General features: G+C 62.6%; 24 protein-coding genes. 7 read left to right on the forward strand and 17 right to left on the reverse strand.

What is annotated here, in order from left to right:
- The first annotated feature begins 415 nt into the window (after nt 1-415).
- From AACY45_RS07385 to AACY45_RS07395, 3 genes are read left to right on the forward strand one after another with little or no spacing between them, the layout of a single operon-like run.
- Nucleotides 416-1,522, forward strand: a complete 1,107-nt coding sequence (locus AACY45_RS07385; protein ID WP_339544838.1) for an efflux RND transporter periplasmic adaptor subunit — start codon at nt 416-418, stop codon at nt 1,520-1,522.
- Entirely contained in the window at nt 1,519-2,589 is a 1,071-nt protein-coding gene (locus AACY45_RS07390) for an efflux RND transporter periplasmic adaptor subunit (RefSeq protein ID WP_339544839.1), read from the forward strand. The genes AACY45_RS07385 and AACY45_RS07390 overlap by 4 nt, the downstream gene beginning before the upstream one ends.
- Nucleotides 2,586-5,639 (forward strand): efflux RND transporter permease subunit, encoded by a 3,054-nt coding sequence (locus AACY45_RS07395; RefSeq protein ID WP_339544840.1) that lies wholly within the window; start codon nt 2,586-2,588, stop codon nt 5,637-5,639. Before AACY45_RS07390 ends, AACY45_RS07395 begins: the two co-directional genes overlap by 4 nt.
- An 86-nt stretch (nt 5,640-5,725) precedes the next feature.
- On the opposite strand, the gene AACY45_RS07400 is transcribed toward AACY45_RS07395, so the two are convergent.
- The 12 genes from AACY45_RS07400 to AACY45_RS07455 form a co-directional block, all read right to left on the reverse strand.
- Nucleotides 5,726-6,355, reverse strand: a complete 630-nt coding sequence (locus tag AACY45_RS07400; protein WP_339544841.1) for a class I SAM-dependent methyltransferase — start codon at nt 6,353-6,355, stop codon at nt 5,726-5,728.
- Between the two features lie 55 nt (nt 6,356-6,410).
- Nucleotides 6,411-7,055, reverse strand: coding sequence for a methionine ABC transporter permease (locus AACY45_RS07405; protein ID WP_339544842.1), 645 nt, complete (start codon nt 7,053-7,055; stop codon nt 6,411-6,413).
- Nucleotides 7,045-8,166: a methionine ABC transporter ATP-binding protein gene (locus AACY45_RS07410; protein ID WP_339544843.1), complete on the reverse strand. Its 1,122-nt coding sequence runs from the start codon at nt 8,164-8,166 to the stop codon at nt 7,045-7,047. Before AACY45_RS07410 ends, AACY45_RS07405 begins: the two co-directional genes overlap by 11 nt.
- Before the next feature lie 2 nt (nt 8,167-8,168).
- Entirely contained in the window at nt 8,169-8,978 is an 810-nt protein-coding gene (locus AACY45_RS07415) for a MetQ/NlpA family ABC transporter substrate-binding protein (protein ID WP_339544844.1), read from the reverse strand.
- A gap of 54 nt (nt 8,979-9,032) precedes the next feature.
- Entirely contained in the window at nt 9,033-10,400 is a 1,368-nt protein-coding gene (locus tag AACY45_RS07420; protein ID WP_339544845.1) for an LLM class flavin-dependent oxidoreductase, read from the reverse strand.
- Nucleotides 10,400-11,593, reverse strand: coding sequence for an SfnB family sulfur acquisition oxidoreductase (locus AACY45_RS07425; protein ID WP_339544846.1), 1,194 nt, complete (start codon nt 11,591-11,593; stop codon nt 10,400-10,402). The genes AACY45_RS07420 and AACY45_RS07425 overlap by 1 nt, the downstream gene beginning before the upstream one ends.
- A 24-nt stretch (nt 11,594-11,617) precedes the next feature.
- Nucleotides 11,618-12,859, reverse strand: coding sequence for an SfnB family sulfur acquisition oxidoreductase (locus AACY45_RS07430; protein WP_339544847.1), 1,242 nt, complete (start codon nt 12,857-12,859; stop codon nt 11,618-11,620).
- A 175-nt stretch (nt 12,860-13,034) separates the two neighbouring features.
- Complete coding sequence (locus tag AACY45_RS07435) at nt 13,035-13,811, reverse strand: hypothetical protein (protein WP_339544848.1); 777 nt, start codon at nt 13,809-13,811, stop codon at nt 13,035-13,037.
- Nucleotides 13,812-14,410: 599 nt separating this feature from the next.
- Entirely contained in the window at nt 14,411-15,157 is a 747-nt protein-coding gene (gene tcyN / locus AACY45_RS07440) for an L-cystine ABC transporter ATP-binding protein TcyN (RefSeq protein WP_339544849.1), read from the reverse strand.
- A 4-nt stretch (nt 15,158-15,161) separates the two neighbouring features.
- Entirely contained in the window at nt 15,162-15,827 is a 666-nt protein-coding gene (gene tcyL, locus AACY45_RS07445; RefSeq protein WP_339544850.1) for a cystine ABC transporter permease, read from the reverse strand.
- The gene (gene tcyJ / locus AACY45_RS07450) at nt 15,827-16,621 is read right to left on the reverse strand and encodes a cystine ABC transporter substrate-binding protein (protein WP_339544851.1); all 795 of its coding nucleotides are present in this window, start codon (nt 16,619-16,621) and stop codon (nt 15,827-15,829) included. Before tcyJ ends, tcyL begins: the two co-directional genes overlap by 1 nt.
- 249 nt (nt 16,622-16,870) lie before the next feature.
- The gene (locus tag AACY45_RS07455) at nt 16,871-17,866 is read right to left on the reverse strand and encodes a D-cysteine desulfhydrase (RefSeq protein ID WP_339544852.1); all 996 of its coding nucleotides are present in this window, start codon (nt 17,864-17,866) and stop codon (nt 16,871-16,873) included.
- A 192-nt stretch (nt 17,867-18,058) separates the two neighbouring features.
- On the opposite strand from AACY45_RS07455, the gene epsC reads away from it, so the two are divergent.
- Both epsC and betT read left to right on the forward strand, forming a co-directional pair.
- Entirely contained in the window at nt 18,059-18,985 is a 927-nt protein-coding gene (gene epsC, locus AACY45_RS07460) for a serine O-acetyltransferase EpsC (RefSeq protein WP_339544853.1), read from the forward strand.
- 414 nt (nt 18,986-19,399) lie between these two features.
- A complete protein-coding gene (gene betT, locus AACY45_RS07465; protein WP_162530218.1) occupies nt 19,400-21,361 on the forward strand; it encodes a choline transporter BetT in 1,962 nt (653 codons plus the stop codon).
- A 16-nt stretch (nt 21,362-21,377) separates the two neighbouring features.
- Here the strand turns inward: betT and AACY45_RS07470 are convergent, their stop codons facing one another.
- A complete protein-coding gene (locus AACY45_RS07470; RefSeq protein ID WP_339544854.1) occupies nt 21,378-21,635 on the reverse strand; it encodes a hypothetical protein in 258 nt (85 codons plus the stop codon).
- A 295-nt stretch (nt 21,636-21,930) separates the two neighbouring features.
- Between AACY45_RS07470 and AACY45_RS07475 the strand changes: the two genes are divergently transcribed.
- Nucleotides 21,931-22,113, forward strand: a complete 183-nt coding sequence (locus tag AACY45_RS07475; RefSeq protein WP_182343081.1) for a type II toxin-antitoxin system HicA family toxin — start codon at nt 21,931-21,933, stop codon at nt 22,111-22,113.
- A 56-nt stretch (nt 22,114-22,169) separates the two neighbouring features.
- Nucleotides 22,170-22,571: a type II toxin-antitoxin system HicB family antitoxin gene (locus tag AACY45_RS07480; protein ID WP_095167490.1), complete on the forward strand. Its 402-nt coding sequence runs from the start codon at nt 22,170-22,172 to the stop codon at nt 22,569-22,571.
- Nucleotides 22,572-22,626: 55 nt separating this feature from the next.
- Here AACY45_RS07480 and tauD read toward each other — a convergent pair whose 3' ends face one another.
- The 4 genes from tauD to tauA are packed head-to-tail and all read right to left on the reverse strand — an operon-like array spanning nt 22,627 to nt 26,128.
- On the reverse strand, nt 22,627-23,463 hold the full coding sequence (tauD, locus tag AACY45_RS07485) for a taurine dioxygenase (RefSeq protein WP_339544855.1): 837 nt from the start codon (nt 23,461-23,463) through the stop codon (nt 22,627-22,629).
- Nucleotides 23,464-23,507: 44 nt separating this feature from the next.
- Nucleotides 23,508-24,347 (reverse strand): taurine ABC transporter permease TauC, encoded by an 840-nt coding sequence (gene tauC / locus AACY45_RS07490; protein ID WP_339544856.1) that lies wholly within the window; start codon nt 24,345-24,347, stop codon nt 23,508-23,510.
- Complete coding sequence (tauB, locus tag AACY45_RS07495; RefSeq protein ID WP_339544857.1) at nt 24,344-25,138, reverse strand: taurine ABC transporter ATP-binding subunit; 795 nt, start codon at nt 25,136-25,138, stop codon at nt 24,344-24,346. Before tauB ends, tauC begins: the two co-directional genes overlap by 4 nt.
- A gap of 15 nt (nt 25,139-25,153) precedes the next feature.
- Entirely contained in the window at nt 25,154-26,128 is a 975-nt protein-coding gene (gene tauA / locus AACY45_RS07500) for a taurine ABC transporter substrate-binding protein (RefSeq protein ID WP_339544858.1), read from the reverse strand.
- Between the last annotated feature and the right edge of the window lie 123 nt (nt 26,129-26,251).

Genomic DNA, 26,251 nt, shown 5'->3' on the forward strand with positions numbered 1-26,251 from the left:
GTAGGAGTGCGGCCGGGGAGTCTGGCCGTGCGCTGTCTGTCCGTGGCGGGTTGCCCTAAAAAATAGAACCCTCCTACAGCGCCAAGGAACGTAGCTGTCCTACGCCGCCTACGCCAATCCGGGCCATAGGTTTTTTGCGCAATATCAATAGGCCCTTTCGGGATTTTCTTTTGAGGTATGCCGGGCTGTTATCCACAACCCAGTGACGTGGAGAACCTGTGGGCCTGGCTACGGGCCATCTAGCCTCCCAGGACGCCACTGGCAAAGCCCCGCAGCGGATTGAATCCCGCCGGTTTCAAGCTGTCCATGCAAGCGGCGCAAATTGATTTGTGTCGCTCGATGCGTCGTTGCCACCCTGATCTAAGCTCTTCAGTCGTACGCCGCACATTCGCCCGCAACACGCAAAGGAGCCTGCATGGCTGGTCCTGGATTGAAATTCATCGTTGGCCTGAGTGTGATTGGGCTGCTGACTGCCTGCGGCGACAAGCCCGCGGTCGAGAAGGAGCGCCCCAGGGTGTTCGTGCAAGAGGTCAAGCGGGAAGATTACGCCGCGTCAGTGACCCTGACCGGGGACGTGCAGGCGCGGGTCCAGACCGAGCTGTCCTTCCGTGTCGCAGGCAAGATCATCCAGCGTACGGTGGATGTCGGTGATCGGGTGACGGCCAAGCAAGTGCTCGCCCGGCTCGACCCCAAGGACCTGCAGACCAGCGTCGACTCGGCCCAGGCCCAGGTGGTCGCCGAGCAGGCGCGGGTCAAGCAGACTGCTGCAGCCTTTGTGCGCCAGCAAAAACTCCTGCCCAAGGCCTACACCAGCCAAAGCGAATATGACTCGGCCCAGGCCGCGCTGCGCAGCAGCCAGAGCGCATTGGCCGCGGCGCAGGCGCAGTTGGCCAACGCCCGTGATCAACTGAGCTACACCGCGCTGATTGCCGACGCACCGGGAATCATCACCGCGCGCCAGGCCGAAGTCGGCCAGGTGGTGCAGGCCACGGTACCGATTTTCAGCCTGGCCCGGGATGGCGAGCGGGATGCGGTGTTCAACATCTACGAATCCCTGTTGACCGAACCACCCGAAAACAAAACGGTGGAGGTCAGCCTGCTCGACAACCCCAAGATCAAGACCACCGGCACGGTGCGCGAAATCACCCCGGCGGTGTCGGCGCAAACCGGTACCGTGCAGGTCAAGGTCACCCTCAGTGAGTTGCCCGAAGGCATGCGCCTGGGCTCAGTGGTCAGCGCCACGGCCAAGGTTCCGGGCAAGTCGGTGGTCGAATTGCCGTGGTCGGCACTGACCAAGAACCTCAGCGATCCGGCCGTATGGTTGGTCGACAGCCAAGGCAAGGCCCAGCTCAAGACCGTCACGGTCGGTCGCTACCTGTCCGGCAAGGTGATCATCAGCGGCGGCCTGAGCGGCGGCGAGAAAGTCGTTACCGCCGGCGGCCAGTTGTTGCACCCCGATGTGTTGGTGGAAGTCGTTACCCCCTCGGCCAACTCACCGCAATTGCCAGGAGTCCAGCCATGAAGCGCCTGGTGATGTTGCTGGCGGCCGGCCTGTTGCTGGCCGCCTGCTCCAAGCAAGAGCCGCCGCCTGCGCCGGTGCGCCCGGTGCTGTCCATTGAAGTGCGTGCCTATGACCAGGAAAGCCTCGGGCGTTTCGCCGGAAGTATCCAGGCGCGTTATGAAAGCAATACCGGGTTCCGGGTACCCGGGCGCATCGCCAGCCGCAACGCCGATGTCGGCAGTGAAGTGGCGAAGGGCACCTTGCTCGCGACCCTCGACCCGACCGACCAACAGAACCAGTTGCGTGCCAGCCAAGGGGACCTGGCGAAGATCGAGGCGCAATTGATCAACGCCCAGGCCAATGCGCGCCGCCAGCAGGAACTGTTCAACCGTGGCGTAGGGGCGCAAGCCCAACTGGACGCGGCCCAGACCGACCTGAAAACCACCCAGGCTTCACTGGACCAGGCCCGGGCAGCTGTCAGGCAGTCCCAGGACCAATTGGCCTACACCGAGTTGCGCACCGACCATGCCGCCGTCGTTACGGCCTGGAACGCCGAGGCCGGGCAGGTCGTCACTGCCGGCCAGCAGGTGGTGACGCTGGCCCGGCCGGATATCAAGGAAGCGGTGATCGACCTGCCCGCGGACCTCGCCGAGCAGTTGCCGGCCGACGTGGTGTTTGCGGTCGCCGCGCAACTGGATCCGTTGACCCATACCACGGCGATCATTCGCGAAATCGAACCCCAGGCCCAAAGCGCGACACGCACCCGCCGCGCGCGCCTGACCCTGGCCGAGACGCCACCGGGCTTGCGCCTGGGCACGGCCATCAGTGTCACCCTCAGTTCGGCCATCAAGCCGCGCATCGAGCTGCCACTGACCGCCGTGCAGGACGTCGACGGCAAACCCCGGATCTGGGTGATCGACCCACAGAACCAGACCGTTTCCCCACGGGACATCAGCCTGCTCAGCCGTGGTGCCGACAGCGTGATCCTGGGGGGCGGGGTGAAGAATGGCGAGCGCGTGGTCAGTGCGGGTGTGAACAGCCTCACGTCGGGGCAAAAAGTCAGAATCGATGAGGACAGCCCGCAATGAAAGGGAGTTTCAACTTATCCGAATGGGCCCTCAAGCATCAGTCTTTTGTCTGGTACCTGATGTTTGTCGCCTTGTTGATGGGGGTGTTTTCCTACCTCAACCTGGGCCGCGAGGAAGACCCCTCGTTCACCATCAAGACCATGGTCATCCAGACCCGCTGGCCGGGGGCGACCCAGGAAGAAACCCTCAAGCAGGTGACCGATCGCATCGAGAAGAAACTCGAAGAACTCGACTCCCTCGACTACGTGAAAAGCTACACCCGCCCGGGTGAATCCACGGTCTACGTGTACCTGCATGACACCACCCGCGCCAAGGACATCCCGGAAATCTGGTACCAGGTACGGAAGAAAATCGGCGATATCCGCGGCAGCTTTCCGCAGGGCATCCAGGGCCCATCGTTCAACGATGAGTTCGGTGATGTGTTCGGCTCGGTGTTCGCTTTCACTACCGATGGCCTGTCGATGCGCGAGTTGCGCGACTACGTCGAGCAGGCCCGTGCCGAGATTCGGGATGTGCCGGGGCTGGGCAAGATCGAGATGGTCGGCCAGCAAGACGAAGTCATCTACCTGAACTTCTCCACCCGCAAACTGGCAGCACTGGGTATCGACCAGCGGCAGGTGGTGCAGAGCCTGCAAACCCAGAACGCAGTGACCCCGGCCGGGGTGATCGAAGCGGGACCGGAGCGGATTTCCGTGCGGACCTCGGGGCAGTTCGCTTCGGAGAAAGACTTGGCAACGGTCAACCTGCGCCTCAACGATCGTTTCTATCGCCTGGCCGACATCGCGCAAATTACCCGCGGCTACGTCGACCCGGCCGCGCCGATGTTCCGCTTCAACGGCCAGCCCGCCATTGGCCTGGCGGTGGCCATGCAGAAGGGCGGCAACATCCAGGAGTTCGGCAAGGCGCTGCACCAGCGCATGGACGAACTCACCGCCGACCTGCCGGTGGGCATCGGCGTGCACAAGGTCTCCGATCAGGCCGAAGTGGTGGAGGAGGCCGTCGGCGGCTTTACCAGTGCGTTGTTCGAAGCCGTGATCATCGTCCTGGTGGTCAGCTTCATCAGCCTGGGGGTGCGCGCAGGGCTGGTGGTGGCCTGCTCGATCCCGCTGGTGCTGGCGATGGTCTTTGTGTTCATGGAGTACAGCGGCATCACCATGCAACGGATTTCCCTGGGTGCGCTGATCATCGCCCTGGGCCTGCTGGTGGATGACGCGATGATCACGGTGGAGATGATGGTCACGCGCCTGGAAATGGGCGAGACCAAGGAGCAGGCGGCCACGTTCGCCTATACCTCGACCGCATTCCCGATGCTCACCGGGACCTTGGTGACCGTCGCCGGTTTTGTGCCGATCGGCCTGAACGGCAGCTCCGCCGGGGAATACACCTTCACCCTGTTCGCGGTGATTGCGGTGGCGATGCTCGTTTCGTGGATTGTCGCGGTGCTGTTTGCCCCGGTGATTGGCGTGCATATCCTCAGCAGCAACGTGAAGCCGCACTCCGAGGAGCCCGGGCGTGTTGGCCGGGCCTTCAACGGTGGCCTGCTGTGGTGCATGCGCAATCGCTGGTGGGCCATCGGCATCACGGTGCTGTGCTTCGTGCTGGCGGTGTTTTCCATGCGTTTTGTGCAGAACCAGTTCTTCCCGTCGTCGGATCGCCCGGAGATCCTGGTCGACCTCAACCTGCCACAAAACGCCTCGCTGGATGAAACCCGCAAGGTGGTCGACCGTCTCGAAGCCACCCTCAAGGGCGACCCGGACATCGTGCGCTGGAGCACCTACATCGGCCAGGGCGCGATTCGTTTCTACCTGCCACTGGACCAGCAACTGCAGAACCCGTACTACGCCCAGTTGGTGATCGTCAGCAAGGATTTCGAAGCGCGCACGGCCCTCAGCCAGCGTCTGCGCGAACGCCTGCGCCAGGACTTCGTGGGCGTTGGTAGTTATGTGCAGGCGCTGGAGATGGGCCCGCCGGTGGGGAGGCCGATCCAGTACCGGGTCAGCGGCAAGGACATCGATCAGGTACGTAAACACGCGATCGACCTGGCCAGCGAGCTGGACAAGAGCCCGCACATCGGCGAGATCATTTTCGACTGGAACGAGCCGGGCAAAGTGCTACGTATCGACATTGCCCAGGACAAGGCGCGTCAACTCGGGCTGTCGTCCGAGGACGTGGCGAGCCTGATGAACAGCATTGTCAGTGGCTCGACGGTGACCCAGGTGGACGATGATATCTACCTGATCAACGTCGTCGGTCGGGCGGTGGATGCCGAGCGCGGCTCACCCAATACCCTGCAGAACCTGCAGATCCTGACCCCGAGCGGGACCTCGATCCCGCTGCTGGCTTTTGCCACCGTGCGCTACGAACTGGAACAACCGCTGGTGTGGCGCCGCGATCGCAAGCCGACCATCACCATCAAGGCGGCGGTGCGTGACGAGATCCAGCCAACGGACCTGGTCAGGCTGCTGAAGCCGGACGTCGAGAAGTTCGCCGCGGCATTGCCGGTGGGCTACAAGGTTGCCACAGGCGGTACGGTGGAGGAGAGCGGCAAGGCCCAGGGGCCGATTGCCAAGGTCGTGCCGCTGATGCTGTTCCTGATGGCGACATTCCTGATGATCCAGCTGCACAGTGTGCAGAAGCTGTTCCTGGTGGCCAGCGTCGCGCCACTGGGCCTGATTGGGGTGGTGCTGGCGCTGATCCCGACGGGCACGCCGATGGGCTTTGTGGCGATTCTGGGGATCCTGGCGCTGATCGGCATCATCATTCGCAACTCGGTGATCCTGGTGACCCAGATCGAGTCCTTCGAGCGCGACGGCTGCTCCCCCTGGGATGCCGTGGTGCAAGCCACCGAGCACCGCCGCCGCCCGATCCTGCTGACGGCGGCCGCCGCGAGCCTGGGCATGATCCCGATTGCCCGGGAAGTGTTCTGGGGACCGATGGCCTACGCCATGATCGGCGGGATCATCGTCGCCACCTTGCTCACGCTGCTGTTCCTGCCGGCGCTGTATGTGGCCTGGTACAAGATCCAGGAGCCGACTAAAGAGGTGGCATAAAGGCGGGCGCTACCTGGCCCGCTCCCACAGAGACTGCAGAGTCACTGATGTGGGAGTGGGCTTGCTCGCGATAGCGATCTGACGGTCTACAGCGGTTTACGCCAGACACTCGCCAACCAAGGCTGCTGCTCGCGTGGCAGCCCGGCAGGTCGGTAGTAGTGCTCCAGCTCGACAAATCCCGCTTCGGTGAGCAATTGTTGCCACGCTTGCAGGTCGTGATACGCCCCGTATCGCGGGCCATTCCAGCCTTCCTGATTGTCGCCACGGGGATTGGAACTGAACAGCACCCCACCCGGCTTCAAGGTCCCGTGCAGGTGTTGCAGCACCCGCGGCAGCTCCTGGCGTGGCACATGAAACAGCACCGCGTTGGCGAAAATCCCGTCAAACCGTTCGGCCGGCAGCTCGAGCTTGAGAAAGTCCTGCTGCCAGACCTCACAGCCGCTGTCCTCGCGGGCCATCCGGGCAAATTGCTCCGAGCCGTCGAGGCCGACGGCCGTGTGCCCCAGGTGGCTGAACGTCTGCAAATCGCGCCCCGGGCCGCAGCCGAAGTCGAGAATCTGCAGCGGCGCCTCACCCTGGATGTGCCGCAGCAGGGCCGCGATGTTCTGGCTGACGTCATGATCGCGAGTGCCTTCGCGAAAGTCTTCGGCGACCGCGTTGTAGTGATCCAGGGTGATGGCGGTGATCTGTTGGAGGTCGTCGGGGGTGTGTTTCATGATCGGCTGCGCAGGCAAGGGGAATGAGCCGAATATACCCTTTGCGGCCGAGCGATCAACGCTTGTTCAAGCCGCGCGCCAACCGATCCCCGCCCAATTGAATCACCGCCACCAGAATCACCAGCAGCACGATCACCGTGAGCATGATCTGGCTGTCAAAGCGCTGGTAACCGTAACGGTAGGCGATATCCCCCAGGCCACCGGCACCAATGGCCCCGGCCATGGCCGAGGAGTTGATCATGGTCACCAGGGTGATGGTGAATCCGCCGACAATCCCCGGCAGTGCCTCTGGCAACAACACGTGCCAGATGATGTGCCAGCGGCGGCAACCCATGGCCTGGGCCGCTTCGATCAGGCCGTGATCGACCTCGCGCAGGCTGACTTCGGCAATCCGCGCAAAAAACGGCGTGGCGGCAATGGTCAGCGGCACTACGGCGGCCCAGACGCCGTAGGTGGTGCCGACGATCAGCCGGGTAAAGGGAATCAGGGCGACCATCAGGATCAGGAACGGGATCGACCTGAACAGGTTGACGAAGGCTCCCAGCGCGCGGTTCAGCGCCGGGGCTTCGTAGATCCCGCCCTTGGCGCTGGTGACCAGGATCACCGCCAACGGAATACCCGCCAGCAAGGCGATCAGCGACGACACGCCGACCATCAGGAAGGTATCGATAAAGCCTTGCAGCAAACGCTCAAACCACATAACCCAGCACCTCCACCTGTTGCGCCCATCCAGCGGCGCGTTGCCGCAATTGTTCGGTGCCCAGGGGCGACCCCGACACCGCCAGCAGCAATTGCCCCAAGGCATGCCCCTGGATCCGCTCGACGCCGCCTTGCAGCAGGCGCACCCGGCCGCCCAGGGCGCTGAACAGGGCGGCCAGGTCCGGTTCGTCCTGGCGGCTGCCGGTGAACTGCAAGCGCAATACCACGGCGTCCTGCGCTGAGGCGGGTTGGGCGTGCAGGCGGCCTTGCAGGTCCTCCGGCAGGCTGTGTTGCAGCGGCGCCAGCAGGGTTTTGCTGATCTCGTGCTGTGGGTGGCCGAACACTTGCCAGACCGGGCCTTGCTCGACGATCTTGCCGTGCTCGAGCACCACCACCCGGTCACAGATATCGCGGATCACTGCCATTTCATGGGTGATCAGAATGATGGTCAGGCCCAGGCGTCGGTTGATCTCGCGCAGCAGGCCGAGGATCGAGTGCGTGGTTTCCGGATCCAGTGCCGAAGTGGCTTCGTCGCACAGCAGGATCGCCGGGTCGTGGACCAGCGCGCGGGCAATGCCGACGCGCTGTTTCTGCCCGCCCGAGAGCTGCGCCGGGTAAGCCTTGTGCTTATCCTGCAGGCCCACCAGTTCAAGCAGTTCGCGGACCTTTTGCTCGCGTGCCGGTTTCGCCACGCCGGCGACCCTGAGGGGCAGCTCGACGTTCTGCCACACGGTCTTGGCCGACATCAGGTTGAAGTGCTGGAAGATCATGCCGATGCGCCGACGCAGGTGGACCAGGTGTTCTTCGTCGAACTCGCCGATGTCCACCTGATCGATCAGCACCCGGCCCGAAGTCGGTTGTTCGAGGCGATTGAGGGTGCGGATCAGCGACGACTTGCCGGCGCCGCTGCGGCCGATGATGCCGAACACTTCACCGCGCTGGATCGCCAGGTCGATGCCGTGCAGCGCGGCGACCGGGCCTTGCTGGCCGTTGTAGGTCTTGCCCAGGCCAATGAAGCGGACGTGGGCGTGATTGAGGTCGGGGTGCAGTTCAGTCCGGACCGCGTTGGGTGGCTCTGGAGTTTCCAGTCGCAGTGGGTTCGCGGCGCTCATGCTCAGCTTTCCCAGCCGGCTTGGTAGAGCTTGCCGTGGGCTTTATCCAGGGCGGCGCGAACGGCGGGCGAATGCTGGTAGATGTCGACGAATTTGATCAGGCGCGGGTCGGTCTTGCGGGAGGGTTGGATCACGAACTGGATCACGTATTCCTTATGGTCGAGACCGTCGAACAGCAGTGCGGAGCCGGCGTCGAACGTCTTGGCCAGGCGAATGTAGGCGGGGTAGCCCTGCACCAGGTCGGCGTCGTCATAGGCGCGCACCAGTTGCACGGCTTCGACCTGGAGGATTTTGATCTTCTTCGGGTTGGCGACGATGTCGTCTTCGGTGGCCTTGTAGCCCACCCCGTCCTTGAGGGTGATCAAGCCGGCCTTGGCCAGCAGTTGCAGGCCGCGACCGCTGTTGATCGGGTCGTTGGCGATGGCCACGCTGGCGCCTTCGGGCAGCTCGGCGAAGCTTTTGTATTGCTTCGAGTACAGGCCGACGTTGTTGATGATTCCCGGGGCAAAGGGCACCAGGTCGAAACCGGCGGCGGCCTTGGCATTTTCCAGGAAGGGGATGTGCTGGAAGTAGTTCACGTCGATGTCGCCCGAGGCGAGGCTGACGTTGGGTGCGATCCAGTCGCTGAATTCCACCAGCTCGACGTTCAGGCCTTGCTTGCCGGCCTCCTCGACCGCGGCTTCCAGGGGAATGGCGAAGGCGGCGGTGGTGCCGACTTTTAGCGGCGCATCGGCGGCGAAGGTCACGGAACTGAAGAGGCCGAGGGCCAGGGCCAGTGCTTTGACTGGGTAGGCGAACAAGGTGTTTTTCATGATGGGTTTCCAGTCATAGAGGTGGGGTGTTTGGGGGGGCTGCTCGCGAAGCGGTCAGCGGCGAAACGTCGAGCCGGTGTGCTGTTCGGGTAATTGCGCAGTGCCCTGGAACAGCTTTTCGCGCAAGGTGCCCTGGTCATAGGCGGTCTTGTACGAGCCGCGGCGCTGCAACTCGGGAATCACCAGCTCGATGAAATCCACATAGCTTTCCGGGGTGACGATGCGGGTCAGGTTGAAGCCGTCCAGGCCGGTTTCGGCGATCCAGGATTCCAGCTCGTCTGCCACCTGTTCGGGCGAGCCGACCAGGGTGATGTAGCGACCGCCCAACGCGTGCTGATCGAGCAGTTTGCGCCGGGTCCAGTCATTGTTTTTCAGGTGCTGGGTGGCGGACTGGATGGCGTTGCTTTTCACGTACTGGATAGGTTCGTCCAGTGCGTACTCGGAAAAATCGATACCGGTGGAGGCGGAAAAATGCGCCACGCCGGCTTCAGCGCTGGCGTAGCTCAGGTACTCGGCGTGCTTGGCCCAGGCGGCGTCCTCGCTGGCCCCGACAATCACGTTCAAGCCCATGAACACCTTGATGTCGTCCGGGTTGCGCCCGGCGCTGACGGCGCTGGCGCGCACGTTGTCGACCTGGGCCTTGGTCAAGGTTTTGTTCTGGCCACTGATGAACACGCACTCGGCGTGTTGCCCTGCGAATTGCAGGCCACGACTCGAACTGCCGGCCTGGAACAGCACCGGGGTGCGTTGCGGCGAGGGTTCGCACAGGTGATAACCCTCGACCTGATAGAACTCGCCGTGGTGCTCGACCTTGTGCACTTTGCCCGGCTGGGCGTAGATGCGCTGCCTGGGGTCGTTGAGGACCGCGTCCGCCTCCCAACTGCCCTCCCAGAGGTTGTACAGCACCTGCAGGTACTCGTCGGCCTGGTCGTAACGCCGGTCATGTTCGACCTGTTCGCTCAGGCCCATGGCCTTGGCAGCGCTGTCGAGGTAGCCGGTGACAATGTTCCAGCCCACCCGGCCACGGCTCAGGTGGTCGAGGGTCGACATGCGCCGGGCGAACAGGTACGGCGGTTCATAGGTGAGGTTGGCGGTGAGGCCGAAGCCGAGGTTGCGGGTCACCGCGGCCATGGCCGAAACCAGCAGCAACGGGTCGTTGACCGGCAGCTGGATCGACTCCTTGAGCGGTACGTCCACCGAGCCCTGGTACACGTCATAGACGCCGACGATGTCGGCGATGAACAAGCCGTCGAACAGCCCGCGTTCCAGCAACTGCGCCAGCTCAGTCCAGTACTCGACGCTCTTGTACTGGGTCGAGGTGTCCCGGGGATGGGTCCACAGGCCGTGGTTGATGTGCCCGATGCAGTTCATGTTGAAGGCATTGAGGAGGATTTTTTTCTTGCCGTGCTCGGGGCTGCTCATCAGATGGTCCCTCGCAGTGGCGGGTTTTCATCGTTGAGGTAGTAGTTGCCCACCGCGTGGTATTTCCAGCGCACCGGGTCATGCAAGGTGTGCACGCGGGCGTTGCGCCAGTGCCGGTCCAGGCCATGCTCAGCCAGCGTCGCCTGGCTGCCGGCCAGTTCGAACAGGGTGCTGCCGGCCGCCAGGGAGATTTCGCTGCTGATGGCGCGGGCCTCGGCCACGGCAATCGAGGCGGCTGCCACGGTGTCTGCGTTGGTGGTGTGCTGCGCCTGGTCGAGGATCTCGGCGGCGCGCTCCAGTAGGGCTTCGGTGGCGTGCAGGCGGATGCTCAGGTGACCGAAGCTTTTGAGGGTCAGGGGGTCCTGGGTGGCGTTGTCGTTGCCGGAGTCGATCCACGGCCGGGTCTTGGTCCGCACGAAGTGCAGCGCGTCTTCGTAGGCGGCGCGGGCGATGCCGGTGTCGATGGCGGCGTGGAGAATCTGCGCCAGCGGGCCGACCGGGGTCGGACGCTCGAAGGCGCTTTGAAACGGCACCAGGTCGTCGGCAGACACATAGACGTCCTCGAACACCACTGAGCCGCTGCCCGTGGTGCGCTGGCCGAAGCCGCTCCAGTCGTCGATCACCGTCAGGCCTTGGCTGTCGCGGGGCACGAAGGCCAGTTGCTGGACGCCGTGGTCATCGACCACCGAGGTGGGAATTCGCTGGGCGTAGATGGCGCCGGTGGCGTAGAACTTGCGGCCGTTGATGCGGTAGCCCTGGCCATCCTGGGTCAGGCGGGTGACCCGGTCGTGGGCGGTCTTGGTCCCCAGCTCCGCCAGGGCGTTGCCAAAACGCTGGCCGGCGAGCACTTCGGCGTACAGGCGTTTTTTCTGCGCCTCGCTGCCGTTTACCCGCAGGACTTCAAGGGCATAAAAATGGTTCTGCGGGATCTGCCCCAGGGAGCCGTCCGCCTGGGCGATCAGCGCGATGACTTTGGCCAGGGTGACATTGGACACCTCGGCGCCGCCATACTCCCGGGGGACGCTGATGCCCCACAGGCCCGAGCGTGAAAACACGTCCAACTCCGGATAAGGCAGGCGGCGTTCACGGTCGCGCAGGGCGCTGTCGCGGCGCAAGTCTTCGGCCAGGTCGCTGGCGACAATAAGGGCGTGTTCATCGCTGGTAATGACCGCGACGGATTGGGAAAACGTCATGTAAATCTCCAGATATCTGGTCGGTCAGATCCAGGAATGCCGGTTCGGCAAGGTGCCGTTGAGGTGGTAGTTGCCCACGGCGTGGTACTTCCAGCGCACCGGGTCGTGCAGGGTGTGCACGCGCGCATTGCGCCAGTGACGATCGAGGTTGAATTCGGCGAGGGTGGCGCGGCTGCCGGCCAGCTCGAAGAGCTTTTCGCTGGCGAGCAAGGAGATCTCGGTGGTCAGCACCTTGGCCTCGGCGACGGCAATCGAGGCGCGGGCGGCGGAGGCGGCGGTCACGGGTGCCGCGCTGACCTGGTCCAGCACCTTGCCGGCCTTGTGCAGCAGCGCTTCGGCGGCGTGCAGTTCGATCTTCAATTTGCCGATGTCGGCAATCACATACAGATCGTCGCTGGCGCGGTCGACCTTGGCATCGATCCAGGGCCGGGCGCGGGTGCGCACAAATTCAATGGCGTCGTCGAGGGCTCCGCGGGCAATCCCGGCGTCGATGGCGGCCTGGATCAGTTGGGACACGGCACCCTGGATGTTCGGATGCTCGTTGAGCCGCCAGTTGTCCACCACCAGGTCGGCGTCGACCCGCACGTTGTTCAGCAATACGGTGCCGCTGGCGGTGGTGCGCTGGCCAAACCCCGACCAGTCGTCCACGACCCGCAGTCCCGGGGTGCCACGTCGGACAAAGGCCATCACCTGCTTGCCGTCGTCGTTCAGGGCCTTGACGGCGATCCAGTGCGCGAACAGGGCACCGGTGGAGTAGAACTTCTGGCCATTGAGCACCCAGCCATCGCCTTGGGCGGTGATGCGGGCCTTGAGTTCAAGGGTGTTCTTGTTACCGCGTTCCGGGCCGGCATTGCCGATGCGCGAACCGTTGAGCACGCTCTGGAACAACTGCTGTTTCTGCGGCTCGCTGGCCACGTGTTGCAGCAGGTTGAGGATGCCGAACTGGTTCTGCGGGATCTGCCCCAGGGCCGGATCTGCCGCGGAAATGATCGCGAAGACTTCAGCCAGGGTGACGTAGGAAACCTGAGGGCCACCAAAGGCTTTGCCAATGGCGATACTGCCCAGGCCGCTGCGGGTGAACTGCTCGATTTGTGCCCAGGGCAATTTGCGTTGCTGATCGCGGTGCGCGGCGTGTTGGCGGGCGACAGCCGCGAGTTCGCGGGCAGCCTGGAGCGCTTGTGCGTCAGTGTCGAGCACCTGTGCGGGCAGCAGCGGCGGGGCGATGTCCAGATCGCTCTGGATGTTTGCTTCGGCCAGACTGGACATCACTGCCACTCCTTGGCTGCACGCAATGCCCTGGCGATCTGCACTGGGGTGATTGTGTTCCGGACCATACCTACCTCACTTCTCATGGATAAGCCGCGTCGTGCGGCGAAATCAGAATCAAGAATGTCCGGTGGTCCGGTGTATATACCCTAATAGTGTATAAAAAAATAATAAACTAACTTTTAGGAATATACATAGAAGGTCCGTGTGCGCTTGCCGCTTGGCCGGGGGGCTGCTTGGCGCCAGATGGGCTCCCGCCGATTCGCAACAGGCGTACAGGCGCCCAGCGGGAGTTATTGCCCACCCGATCGAGGATGCAGTAGGTCACTTCCAGGCGACTGTCCTCACCCGCCTCGAGAATCACGGTCGGCGGCACCCACAGGTTGATCGGCTTGCCGACCTCGCCCGGCTTGACCTTGGGCAGGTCCAGGCGCACATCGCCCCAGCGCAGGGTGATTGCATCGGCAGTGGCCATGTTCAGGTAAGGCTCGATGGTCAGCGGCACGCCGCGCTTCATCTGGTTCAGGTTGACCCCATGCTTGCGGATCATGTCTGGAATGACCAAGGGCGCCAGCCCCTGGTTTTCATCGGTCCATTGGCTGAGGGGTTCCCCGCCGGGGCAATCGAGCTTGACCTGGACCCGTTTGGTCGCCGAGCGCGCCGGGTCTTGTCCGACCTGCATGACGCGATAATGGATGCCGGACCTGCCGTTGCGGATGAAGCTTTCGGGCACCCGCAGGTGGATGGGCTGGCCGATATCCGCGGCCTCCAGGACCTTGGAGGCGACGTAGCAGGTGTCCCAGAACAGCTCGATCAGGTCGCCTTCGTCCATGCTGGCATAGGGCACGATCTCGATCAGCAAATGAGCGGCTGAGGCGCCGTTAATGGCGGATCCCGACGATTGCGCCAGGCGTGGAGCCATCAGTTCTACTTTGTTCGACAGGCAGGTCATGAGTTTCTCCTTGAAATACCGCAGCGAAGTCCGTTTCGAAGTTGCGTTAGTTCACATTGATTCAGAGTGTCGAGTTCAAGTGATACCCGATCAGTTACTACGTTTGTGCAATCAATGGGCGTCTAGATAAGAGCGCGCTTGATAGGGTGTCAATAGACGAAAGTTGAGAAGGTAGTGATCCTTGGTCAATCAGAAATCTCCTACTCCAGAGGCGTTTCCAGCGTACGGGTAGCCGGGGATTTTCTCAGGGAAGCAAAGGTCGAGAGCCATAAAAACCGGCTGATTTACGGTCGGCAAGACGCAGGGCTGGGGCCAAGGTACGCCGTAGGAGGCGGTGGCGGGAGGTATCTATTTATTCCATGTCAGCGCAGGGATAAATACAGGAGGGAAGGGGGCTAATGCTGATCAGTTAAGCGACGCCGACCACTGTAGGAGCGAGCTTGCTCGCGAAAAAGCGTCAACGATGACGCGTGTATTAATTACAGCTGCGGCGCCTTTGAGTTCTTCGCGAGCAAGCTCGCCCTTACAATGGCCAGCGGGTCACTTCCTTCCGTGGAAAGTGACTGTTGTAAATGGAAAGTTGCGTGTTGTGCGCAACTTCAGGCGTTAAGGAACTTGCTGAGAAACTGTCGGGTACGCTCTTCCCTGGGGTTGGCAAACAAGGCCTTGGCTTCGCCTTGTTCAACGATCACCCCCTTGTCAAAAAACACCACGCGGTTGGCCACATCGCGGGCAAAGCCCATTTCGTGGGTGACGATGACCATGGTGCGTTTTTCTTCCGCCAGGCCACGAATGGTCGCCAGCACTTCACCCACCAGCTCCGGGTCCAGGGCCGAGGTGGGTTCGTCGAAGAGGATGACTTCCGGCTCCATGGCCAGCGCCCTGGCGATCGCCACGCGCTGTTGCTGGCCGCCGGAGAGACGACGCGGGTAGGCATCTTCCTTGCCGGCCAGGCCGACCTTGGCCAAGAGCTTGCGGCCCAGTGCCAGGGCCTCTTCCCTGGGAATCTTCTTGACCACCAGAGGCCCTTCGGTGACGTTTTCCAGCGCCGTGCGGTGAGGGAACAGGTTGAAGTTCTGGAACACGAAGCCCACGTGCTGGCGTAATTGGCGCACCAGGCTCTGCTGCTGGTTCAGCGGGCGGCTGCCATCGATCTCGATGTCACCGACCTTGATTCGGCCACTGCTCGGCTCTTCGAGAAAGTTCAGGCAGCGCAGGAAGGTGGTCTTGCCCGAGCCACTGGGGCCGATGATGGCGACCACCTCGCCTTCCTTGACCTCCAGGTCGATGCCATTGAGCACGACTTGACCCTTGAACTGCTTTGTCAGTTTTTCCACGACAATCATTGGGTCAGGACTCCTGGTCGTGCCGATTGACCCGCTCTTCCAACTTGTTCTGCAGGTGCGACAGCACCGTGGCCAGAATCCAGTAGATCAGCGCGGCGGCAAGATACATGGTGAAAATTTCGAAGGTGCGGGCGGTAATCAACTGTGCCTGGCGGAACAGCTCCGGGACCTGGATGGTCGCAGCCAGCGCGGTGTCCTTGACCAGCGAGATGAAGCTGTTGCCCAGAGGCGGCAGCGCGGTGCGCGCGGCTTGCGGCAGGATGGCCCGGCGCAGGGTCTGCGCACGGGTCATGCCGATACTGGCCGCGGCTTCCCATTGGCCCCGTTCAATCGAGCTGATGGCGGCACGCAGGATTTCACAGGCATAGGCGGCCATGTTCAGCGAGAAGCCGATCAAGGCTGCCGGCAGCGGATCAAGCTCGACGCCCAATTGCGGCAAGCCGTAATAGATCACGAACAGCTGCACCAGCAACGGCGTGCCGCGAAAGAACGACACGTAGATGCGGGCGATCCAGCTCACCAGCTTGAAGCGCGACAGGCGCATCAAGGCCAGGCCGAAACCCAGCAACAGGCCAAAGAACATCCCGCCGAGGCTGAGGATGACCGTGTAGTACGCGCCCTTGAGCAGAAAGGGCGCGGAATCCAGCGCGAGTTGGAAAGCCTCTCCCATTACTGAGTGACGTCAGCGTTGAAGTATTTCTGCGAGAGCTTGGCGAGGGTGCCGTCGGCGCGCAGTTTATCGATGGCCTGGTTCACGGCGGCCAGCAGTTCAGGCTCGCCTTTGCGCAGGGCGATACCGGCTTCCTGGCGGGAGAAGGCTGCGCCGGCAGCGGCAGTGTCCTTGGCTTTCTTGGCGTATTCCAGGGCGGCGAGGCGGTCGATCAGAATGGCGTCGATGCGGCCGACGCGCAGGTCCTGGAACTTGGTCGGGTCATCTTCGTAGGTGCGGATGTCAGCGGTCGGCACATTGGCCTTCACCCACTGCTCGTAGTTGGTGCCCAGGCCCACCCCGACTTTCTTGCCGGCCAGGTCGGCGGCGGTCTTGATGCTGTCCTTGTTCTTGGTCAGTACCAGGGCCTGAATCCCGGAGACGGTGTAGGGCTCGGAGAAGTCGTACTTCTTCTTGCGCTCCTCGGAGATGGTCACCTGGTTGATTACCGCGTCCAGGCGCTTGGATTCCAGGGCGGCGAGGATGCCGTCCCACTTGGTCGGTTGCAGTTTGACCTTGACCCCCAGCTCCTTGGCCAGGGCTTCGGAAAATTCGACTTCAAAGCCGGCCAGCTTGCCGTCGGCATCGACGAAACTGAACGGTGGGTAGGTGCCTTCCAGGCCGACGTTGATCACGCCTGCGTCCTTGATCTTTTGCAGTTGCTCTCCGGCTACCGCTTGCCCCAACAGACCGGCACCGAGTACCAGGCCCAGCGAGCCCACCAGCAGATTTCGACGAAATGCGGAAAAATTCATGACAAGCCCCTGTGTTTTTATGAAGACGTTTTTTACGAAGCAGGCAAAATCGGGAATTCCACATCCTGCCCTAAAAGCAGCGTATGCGTCTCGCGGCAATTGCGCCTGCGGCGAGACTATAGGGCGGGATTTTTAGACTTGAAAATAATATAAAGTAACTTTGTTATTCCTTTTTAGGCTATGCGCTTGGCTCGTGCAGGGCTGTAGGGCGCTATCGCGAGCAAGCTCGCTCCTACACGCGGGTGGGCTTCAGGCGAACGATGCGGTGTAGGCAAACAACGCCGGGGCGCCGCCGGTGTGCAGGAACAGGATAGGACCCTCATCGAAACGCTGCCGGCCGATTCCGTCCAGCAGACCGGCCATGGCCTTGCCAGTGTAGACCGGGTCGAGCAACAGGCCTTCCTGGCTGGCCAGCAGCTTCACCGCCGCCAGGGTACCGGCGCTCGGCTCGCCGTAGCGGGGGGCGAAGTACTCGTCCCACAGGTGCACCTTGAAACTCGCCGGCAGCTCGACCCCCAGCAGTTCGGCCGTGCGTTCAGCCAGGCCCTGGACCTTGGGGCGCTGGTCTTCATCGGTGCGCGAGACGGTGACCCCGATCACCGGCAGCTCCGGCAGCACTTCACTCAAGGCCAATGCCAGGCCGCTGTGGGTGCCGGCACTGCCGGAGGCCAGGACCACGGCCGCAAAGTGCAGGCCGGTGTCCTTGATCTGTTCAGCCAGTTCCAGCCCCGCCCGCACATACCCTAGCGCCCCCAGGGCATTGGAACCGCCAATCGGCACCAGGTACGGCTGCTTGCCGTTGCTGCACAGGCGCTCGGCCAAGGCTTGCAACTGTTGGTCGGCGTTGTCGAGGTTGTCCACCTGCTCGACCTTGGCATCGAACAGGTCCAGCAGCAGGCGGTTGCCGTTGCCCAGGTAATTGCGGTCATCCGTACCGATCGGGTTTTCCAGCAGGGCGACGCAGCCCAGGCCGAGCTTTGCGGCAATCGCCGCGGTCTGGCGTACGTGGTTGGACTGGATGGCACCGGCGGTGATCAGGGTGTCGGCGCCTTGGGCCAGTGCGTCGGCGGCCAGGTATTCGAGTTTGCGCAGCTTGTTGCCACCCATGGCCAGCGGCGTCAGGTCGTCACGCTTGACGTAGACCTCGCGTCCCAGCCAGGTCGACAGCCGCTCGAGCTTTTCCAGGGGGGTGGCGTTGACGAGAAGATCCAGTCGGTGGAAGCGAGCAAGCTGTTGTTTGATCATGGGGCCGCACGGGTAGTAGGAGGTGTCTGGACTATAGGCAGGCGGTTTTACCCGGGCAACCGCCAATCGCTTATTCCTAAAAGTGCTGAGGCCCGCACAATTCGTTCTTAATAACGGTTTGTGACCCTGCCGTAAAGTGACTGCCATTCAGGCGGCCTGGCATGGGGCCGCTGCGTGCGAGGAGTTTTGACCGTGAGTGAGCGTTCCAGCCATTGGCAATTACAGACCATCGTCAGCCAACTGCGCGTAGCCCGCGACCAGTGGCGTGCGCAAAATGGTCGTAGCAGCGGTGAACAGGGAGGGCGTGAGCTGCCATCGCGCGCCGCGATGGCGGAGATCCTCGAAGCCCTCTGTGGCGCCTTGTTCCCGATGCGCCTGGGGCCGGTGGACCTGCGCGAGGAGAGCGAAGACTTCTACGTCGGGCACACCCTGGACGTGGCCCTGAACGCCCTGCTGGGCCAGGCGCGACTGGAGTTGCGGTACGTCGCGCGGAAAACCGCCCAGCTCGATACCGAGGTCGAGGCGCGGGCCATCAGCCTGATCCAGGATTTCGCCCTGGCCTTGCCGGGGCTGCGCAGCCTGCTGGACTCCGACGTGCTGGCGGCCTATCACGGTGACCCGGCGGCCCGCAGCGTCGATGAGGTATTGCTCTGCTACCCGGGGATCCTGGCGGTGATTCACCATCGCCTGGCGCACCACCTGTACCGGGCCGGCCTGCCGTTGTTGGCGCGGATCAGCTCGGAAATTGCCCACTCGGCCACCGGCATCGACATCCACCCCGGCGCGCAGATCGGTCGCAGCTTCTTCATCGACCACGGCACGGGCGTGGTGATCGGCGAGACCGCGATCATCGGCGAGCGCGTGCGCATCTATCAGGCCGTGACCCTGGGCGCCAAGCGCTTTCCGGCGGACGAAGATGGCCAGTTGCAGAAGGGCCATCCGCGCCACCCGATCGTCGAGGACGATGTGGTGATCTACGCCGGTGCGACCATCCTCGGACGGATCACCATCGGCAAGGGCTCGAGCATTGGCGGCAACGTCTGGCTGACCCGCAGCGTGTCGGCCGGGAGCAACCTGACCCAGGCCAATCTGCAGCATGATGATGGGACGCAGAAGTAACCCTTTGGAGCCTATCAGGCCGTGTGGGAGCCTGCTCGCGATGGGGCCAGTAGATTCAACATCGCGGGTGCCTGAGCCACCGCTATCGCGAGCAGGCTCGCTTCCACAGGGGTTGTGAGACCCGGTAGATCGTGGTTGGCCATTTGCTAAATATCGGTTGAACGATTCCGTTCAACCTCACGTCATACCCTTCCTTGAGCTAGCGTACGACTGTACCGCCGAGCCTTGGAATTAGTCCTTAGCGCCCTATCCATGTTTAACTTGAACGTTCATTCAAGTTAAACCGGCAGTTCGCTGCCCGCTCACAACAGGAGGCTTGCCTTTGCTGAGTCCGACATTGACAGCCACGTTTTACCCACAGAAGGTGCACCGTCGATGAGTGCATCCGCTACCCCTCCCAGCGGTCAGATGCGCATGAATCCGCCGGTGTTTTATTTCGCGGCGAGCTTCATCCTGCTGTTCGGCCTGGTGGTCATCGCCTTCCCGCAGCAGTCCGGCGCCTGGCTGCTGGCGGCACAAAACTGGGCGGCCAACACGGTCGGCTGGTACTACATGCTGGCAATGACCCTGTATCTGGTCTTCGTGGTGGTCACCGCCTTGTCTGGCTACGGCAAGATCAAGCTCGGTGCCGACCACGACGAACCCGAATTCAGTTACCTGTCCTGGGCCGGCATGCTGTTCGCCGCCGGGATCAGCATCACGCTGTTTTTCTTCTGCGTCTCCGAACCCCTGACGCACCTGTCGCTGCCGCCCCAGGGTGAAGCCGGCACCGCCGATGCGGCGCGCCAGGCGATGCAGATCCTGTTCCTGCACTGGGGCCTGCACGGCTGGGGGGTGTTCGCCTTTGTCGGCATGGCCCTGGCGTACTTCGCCTACCGGCACAACTTGCCGCTGGCCCTGCGTTCGGCGCTGTACCCGCTGATCGGCAAGCGCATCAACGGCCCGATCGGTTACGCGGTGGACGGTTTTGGCATTATCGCCACGGTGTTCGGCCTGGGTGCGGACATGGGGTTTGGGGTGCTGCACCTCAACTCCGGCCTCGATTACCTGTTTGGCGTGGCGCACACCCAGTGGGTCCAGGTCGGGCTGATCACCTTGATGATGGGCGCGGCGATTATCGTCGCGGTCGCGGGTGTCGATAAGGGCGTGCGGGTGATGTCCGACATCAACATGCTGCTGGCCTGCGCGCTGTTGCTGTTCGTGCTGTTTGCCGGCCCCACCCAGCACCTGCTCAATACCTTGATCCAGAACCTTGGCGACTACCTCGGCGCCTTGCCGATGAAGAGTTTTGACCTCTACGCCTACGACAAGCCCAGCGACTGGCTGGGCGGCTGGACGGTGTTCTATTGGGCCTGGTGGATTGCATGGTCGCCCTTTGTCGGGCTGTTCATTGCGCGGATTTCCCGTGGCCGGACCATCCGTGAATTTGTCTTCGGGGTCTTGTTGATTCCGCTTGGCTTCACCCTGGCGTGGATGTCGATCTTCGGCAACAGCGCCATCGACCAGGTGCTCAACCACGGCATGAGCGCGCTCGGCATGTCGGCCATCGACAACCCGTCGATGACCTTGTACCTGCTGCTGGAAACCTACCCGTGGAGCAAGACGGTGATCGCCGTGACGGTGTTCATCAGCTTCGTGTTCTTCGTCACCTCGGCCGACTCCGGCACCGTGGTGCTCTCGACGTTGTCGGCCAAGGGCGGCAATGCCGATGAAGACGGGCCGAAATGGCTGCGGGTGTTCTGGGGCGCGATGACCGCGCTGGTGACCAGTGCGCTGTTGTTCGCCGGCAGCATCGACTCGTTGAAGTCAGCGGTGGTCCTGACCTCGCTGCCGTTCTCGATGATTCTGCTGTTGATGATGTGGGGGCTGCACAAGGCTTTCTATCTCGAGTCGCAGAAGAAGATCGCGCAGATGCACTCCCTGGCACCGGTCTCGACTTCGCGCCGTGGCAAGGGCGGCTGGCGTCAGCGTTTGAGCCAGGCCGTGCACTTCCCATCCCGCGATGAGGTGTATCGCTTCCTCGAAACCACGGTGCGCCCGGCGATCGAGGAAGTGACGGCGGTGTTCGTCGAGAAGGGGGTGAACGTGGTCGCGCAGCCGGACCCGGCCAACGACAGCGTCAGCCTGGAAATCGGTCACGGCGACCAGCACCCGTTCATCTACCAGGTGCAGATGCGTGGCTATTTCACGCCGTCGTTCGCCCGTGGCGGCATGGGCCCCAAAGAGTTGCGCAACCGCCGCTACTACCGCGCCGAAGTGCACTTGAGCGAGGGCAGTCAGGACTACGACCTGATGGGTTACACCAAGGAGCAGATCATCAACGACATCCTCGACCAGTACGAGCGCCACATGCAGTTCCTGCATCTGGTGCGTTGAGCGAGGGCCGGGCTGCTCAGGTGTTGGTCATGGTCATGAACAACACCAGGGCAGCCACCGGCACGGCAAACACCATGAACCCCACCATTAATTCATGGGTTACCGATTGTCCGGTAACCATGACGCCAATGGTGCCGTTGATCGCTGTCAGTGCCAGCCACAGCAGGATGAAACTGTAGGTCAGGGTCTCTGGACTGAAGCCCAGTTGCTGGCCGATGAACAGCATCAGAGCCAGCAGTGCCAGGCCGAAGGCGATGATGATGGTGCTGTGCATGGTCGTGCGCTCCTGTGCGTCCTATCGAGCATAGGCGTGCTTCGCCCAAATGCGGTTTAGACCTGCGTGTCGCCAGCCTGATCCAGTGCCCGCACAACCGACACATGGCGCCACGGGTTCGGGTATTTGTCGATTGGTTGGCTGAGGTGTTCGCGCAGGCGCGTTAGCCGGTGGTCTGGAAAACAATCGCTGGTTTGCGCCCGGCTGTTCTATATCTTAGTGTGTATCGTGTGTATTGATCCGTATGCCTGTCGCGTACAGTTGTCATCGACGCTGATGACAAAGGGCGAAGGTGATGCGCAGTCGAGAAATGATCAGGATGATCGAAGAGGACGGTTGGTATTGGGTGGCAACTAAAGGCAGCCACCATCAATACAAACATCCGCGCAAACCAGGGAGAGTGACGATCAAGCACCCTGACGCGGATCTGCCCAAGGGAACAATTAACAGTATTTTGAAACAGGCGGGCCTGAAATGAACCCGCAATCTATCGATAAAAGTCCCGATGAGGGCGGATTGGAAGGGGCTATCTCCATGAAATTCCCAGTCGTGCTACACAAGGATCCCGACTCCGATTACGGCGTGATTATCCCGGATGTCGGCGGTTGTTTCTCCGCGGGTGAGACGGTTGCGCAGGCGTTGGATAACGTCAAAGAGGCACTGGCGCTGCATTACGAAGGGTTGGTCGCCGATGGCGATCCGTTACCCCAGGTGCATGAGATTGACCAACACTTCCAGAACCCGGATTACGCTGGGGGGATTTGGGCGGTGGTGGAATTTGACGTGACCCCGTATTTCGGCAAATCAGTGCGGTTTAACGCAACGTTGCCGGAGCAGTTGCTTGAGCGCATCGACCAGACCGTGAGGCGCGATCAGCGCTACAGCTCGCGTTCCGGTTTTTTGGCCGCGGCGGCTTTACGTGAGTTATCGGTTTAAACGCTGGGCCGGCCTGAGCAAAAAGCCAATCGTTGCCGCCCCGGCAACGACTCAGTTAAAACGGCACATCCCCCAGCACGGTTGCCCGGTGCATCACGCGCCGGGCCGGGCGGTAGTCGTCTACTGCAAAATGCTGGGTTACGCGGTTGTCCCAGAAGGCTACGTCGTTGGTCTGCCAGCGCCAGCGGAGGGTGAATTCCGGGCGGGTGGCGTGGGCGAACAGCAGCTTGAGGATGGCGTCGCTTTCACTGTCCGAGAGCTCATTGATCCGAGTCGTGAAGCCTTCATTGACGAACAGCGATTTGCGCCCGCTGACCGGGTGCGTGCGGATCACCGGGTGCGACAGCGGCGGGTTTTTCTTGCGCGTGGCTTGCCATTGTTCCAGCGCTTGCGGGGTGTTGCCAAAGCGCTCCAGGGGGAATGATTTGACGAAGTCGTGGGTCGCGCTCAATCCCTGCAACAGGACCTTGAGGGGCTCGGACAGGGCTTCATAGGCCGCGATGCCGCTGGCCCACAGGGTGTCGCCACCAAAGGCCGGCAGCAGCTTGGCACTGAGTACCGCGCCCAGGGCCGGCGTCGGCAGGAAGGTCACGTCGGTGTGCCAGATGGCGTTGTCGCGCACATCGGTTTCGGCCGTGTCGAGGATCAGCACTTCAGGCTGTTCCGGCACGTTGGGGTAGAGCGGGTGAATGTGCAGGTCGCCAAAGTTGGCGGCAAAACGCGCCTGTTGCTGCGGGGTGATTGGCTGATCGCGAAAGAACAGTACCTGATGCTTGAGCAGGGCTTGCTCGATGGCGTCGCGCTGTTCGACGTTCAGGGGCTGGGCAATGTCGACGCCACTGATCTGCGCGCCGAGGGCATGGCTCAAGGGGATGATGGTCAGGCTGCTCATGGGGCTCTCTTCAATCCGGGTGCCGACGTGTCGGCAGAGTCAATTCAATGGGTCTGGCCGTGCCACGGCACCAGTTTGCGTTGCAGGGCACGCAGGCCCATCTCCAGGGCAAAGGCAATCAGCGCGATCACCAGGATGCCCAGGACCACGACGTCGGTGACCAGGAACTGCGCGGCCGACTGCACCATGAAACCCAGGCCGCTGGTGGCGGCAATCAGTTCGGCGGCGACCAGAGTTGACCAGCCCACGCCCAGGCCGATGCGCACACCGGTGAGGATGTCCGGCAAGGCGCTGGGCAAAATCACGTGGCGAATCAGTTGTGCCCGGGTGGCGCCCAGCGACTGTGCGGCGCGCAACTTGGTCGGGTCCACGGTTCGCACGCCGGTGGCGGTGGCGATGGCAATCGGGGCAAAGATCGCCAGGTAGATCAGCAGGACCTTGGACAGCTCGCCGATGCCGCACCAGATCACGATCAGGGGCAGATAGGCCAAGGGCGGAATCGGCCGGTAGAACTCGATCAGCGGGTCGAGCACGCCGCGGGCAATGCGGTTATGACCGATGGCAATGCCCACCGGTACGGCGGTCAGCACGGCAAAACCCAGGCCCAGGCCAATCCGCCCAAGGCTGGCGCCCAGGTGTTGCCACAAGGTCGAGTCCATGTAGCCGCTGCTCACCAGCAACCCACCCTTTTGCAGCACCGCCGAGGGTGGCGGCAGGAACAGCGGTTCGATCAGGCCGGTGGCGGTCACGGCCCACCACAGCGTGATCAGGCCGACCAGGGTCAGGACGCTGACCCAGCGGGTGCCGAGGCTGCGCCGCAGAGGCAGGGCCGTGGCTGGGCTGGAGGTCTTGGCCGCAGCCGTCGGAATCTCATAAGTATTCATGCGCGCTCCTGCCGCTGGGCGGCGCTGCGTTGTGAGAACACACGGGCGAGTACGTGTTCGCGGGTTTCGATGAAGCGCGGGTCGGACTTGATCGCCCGTGCCGATTCGCCGGCGGCATAACGCTGACCGAAGTCCAATGTCAGGCGTTCGACGATTTGCCCGGGGTTGGGCGCCAGCAGAATCAGGTCGGTGGCCAGGAACACCGCTTCTTCGATGTCGTGGGTAATCAGGAACACCGGCTTGGCGGTGCGTCGCCAGACTTGCAGCAACAGCTCCTGCATCTGTTCGCGGGTGAACGCGTCGAGGGCGCCGAACGGTTCGTCCATCAGCAACACCCGTGGGTCGGCAGCGAGGGCGCGCGCCAGGCCGACACGCTGTTTCTGGCCGCCCGAGAGCTGCCAGATGCGTCGGCTGTCAAAGCCGGCGAGGTCGACCAGGGCGAGCATTTCCCGCGCCCGGACTTCACGCTGGGCGCGGGGGACGCCGGCCAGTTCCAGGCCGAAACCCACGTTGGCCAGCACGTCCTGCCAAGGCAGTAATGCATCGTCCTGGAACACCACGCCGCGTTCGGCACCTGGGCCTTTGACGGGGGCGCCGTCGAGGGTGATGCGCCCGGCGCTGGGCTGGACAAACCCGGCGATCAGGTTCAACAGTGAGGTCTTGCCACTGCCGGACGGGCCGAGGGCGACCAGCAGTTGCTGAGGCCCCAGGCTCAAGGAAATATCCGCCAGTACCGGTTCCAGGCTGCCTGGGTACTGTGCGCTGATGCGCTCCAGCTGTAGCAAGGCCATCGTGAGGTGCTCCGATCAGTGGGTGATGTATTTGGCGCTGACGTAGGGCGCGTAGTCCGGCAGCACGGCTTCGACCTTGCCTTGTTCCTTGAGGAAGGTGGCGGTGTCGGTAATGGCCTTGGTGGTCGGTGCGCCCAGGGTGATCACCTGGTCAGCCGCCAGCGGGTAGACGTTGCCTTGCAGCAGCGGGATGTCGCTGGCCTTGGCGCCCGACAGTTTCACCAGCTTGTCGACGTTGCCCTGGTTGGCGAGCCAGGCTTGCGGGTCTTTGCGGTAGTCGGCGTAGGCATCGAGGGTGACGTTGGCGAAGGCGCTGACGATTTGCGGGTGCTTCTCGGCGAAGTCCTTGCGCACGATCCAGGCGTCGAAGGTCGGAGCGCCGAACTTGGCCAGTTCGCCGGAGGTGATCAGCACCTTGCCGTTTTCCTTGGCGACGCCCAGTGCAGGGTCCCAGACGTAGGTGGCGTCGATGTCACCGCGTTTCCACGCCGCAATGATTGCCGGCGGGGCGAGGTTGAGCACGGTGACTGTCGACGGATCGATGTTCCAGTGCTTGAGCGCGGCCAGCAGGCTGTAGTGACCGGTGGAGACAAAGGGCACGGCGATTTTCTTGCCGACCAGGTCTTGTGGGGTCTTGATCCCGGAACCGTCGCGGGCGACCAGGGCTTCGGCGGCGCCGATCTGGGTGGCGATAAGGAACGTCTGGACCGGCACATTGCGGGTGATGGCCGCGGTCAGCGGGCTGGAACCCAGGTAACCGATCTGCACGTCGCCGGAAGCGATGGCGGCGATGACGTCGGCACCGTTGTCGAATTTGCGCCAGTCGATCTTGGCGTTGCTGGCTTTTTCGTAGGCGCCGTCGGCCTGGGCCACTTTGGCCGGGTCAACGGTGGTCTGGTAGGCGACGGTGAGGTCGGCCGCCTGGGCGAACAAGCTCGCCGCGGCCAGGGACGCGGCCGCCAGGAGGCGTAGGGGGAAGTGCAATTTCATCATCAAGTCCTCATCAGGCAGCCGGGAATCGGCGAGTGATGAGACTAAATGATCTAAGAAATCGAAAATAAATAACTTTTTCGAATTAGTTTATATGACGAAACGTGAGGAGCGACCGCTACG

It is taken from the genome of Pseudomonas sp. RA_35y_Pfl2_P32, from assembly GCF_963970735.1.
Taxonomy (GTDB): Bacteria; Pseudomonadota; Gammaproteobacteria; order Pseudomonadales; family Pseudomonadaceae; genus Aquipseudomonas.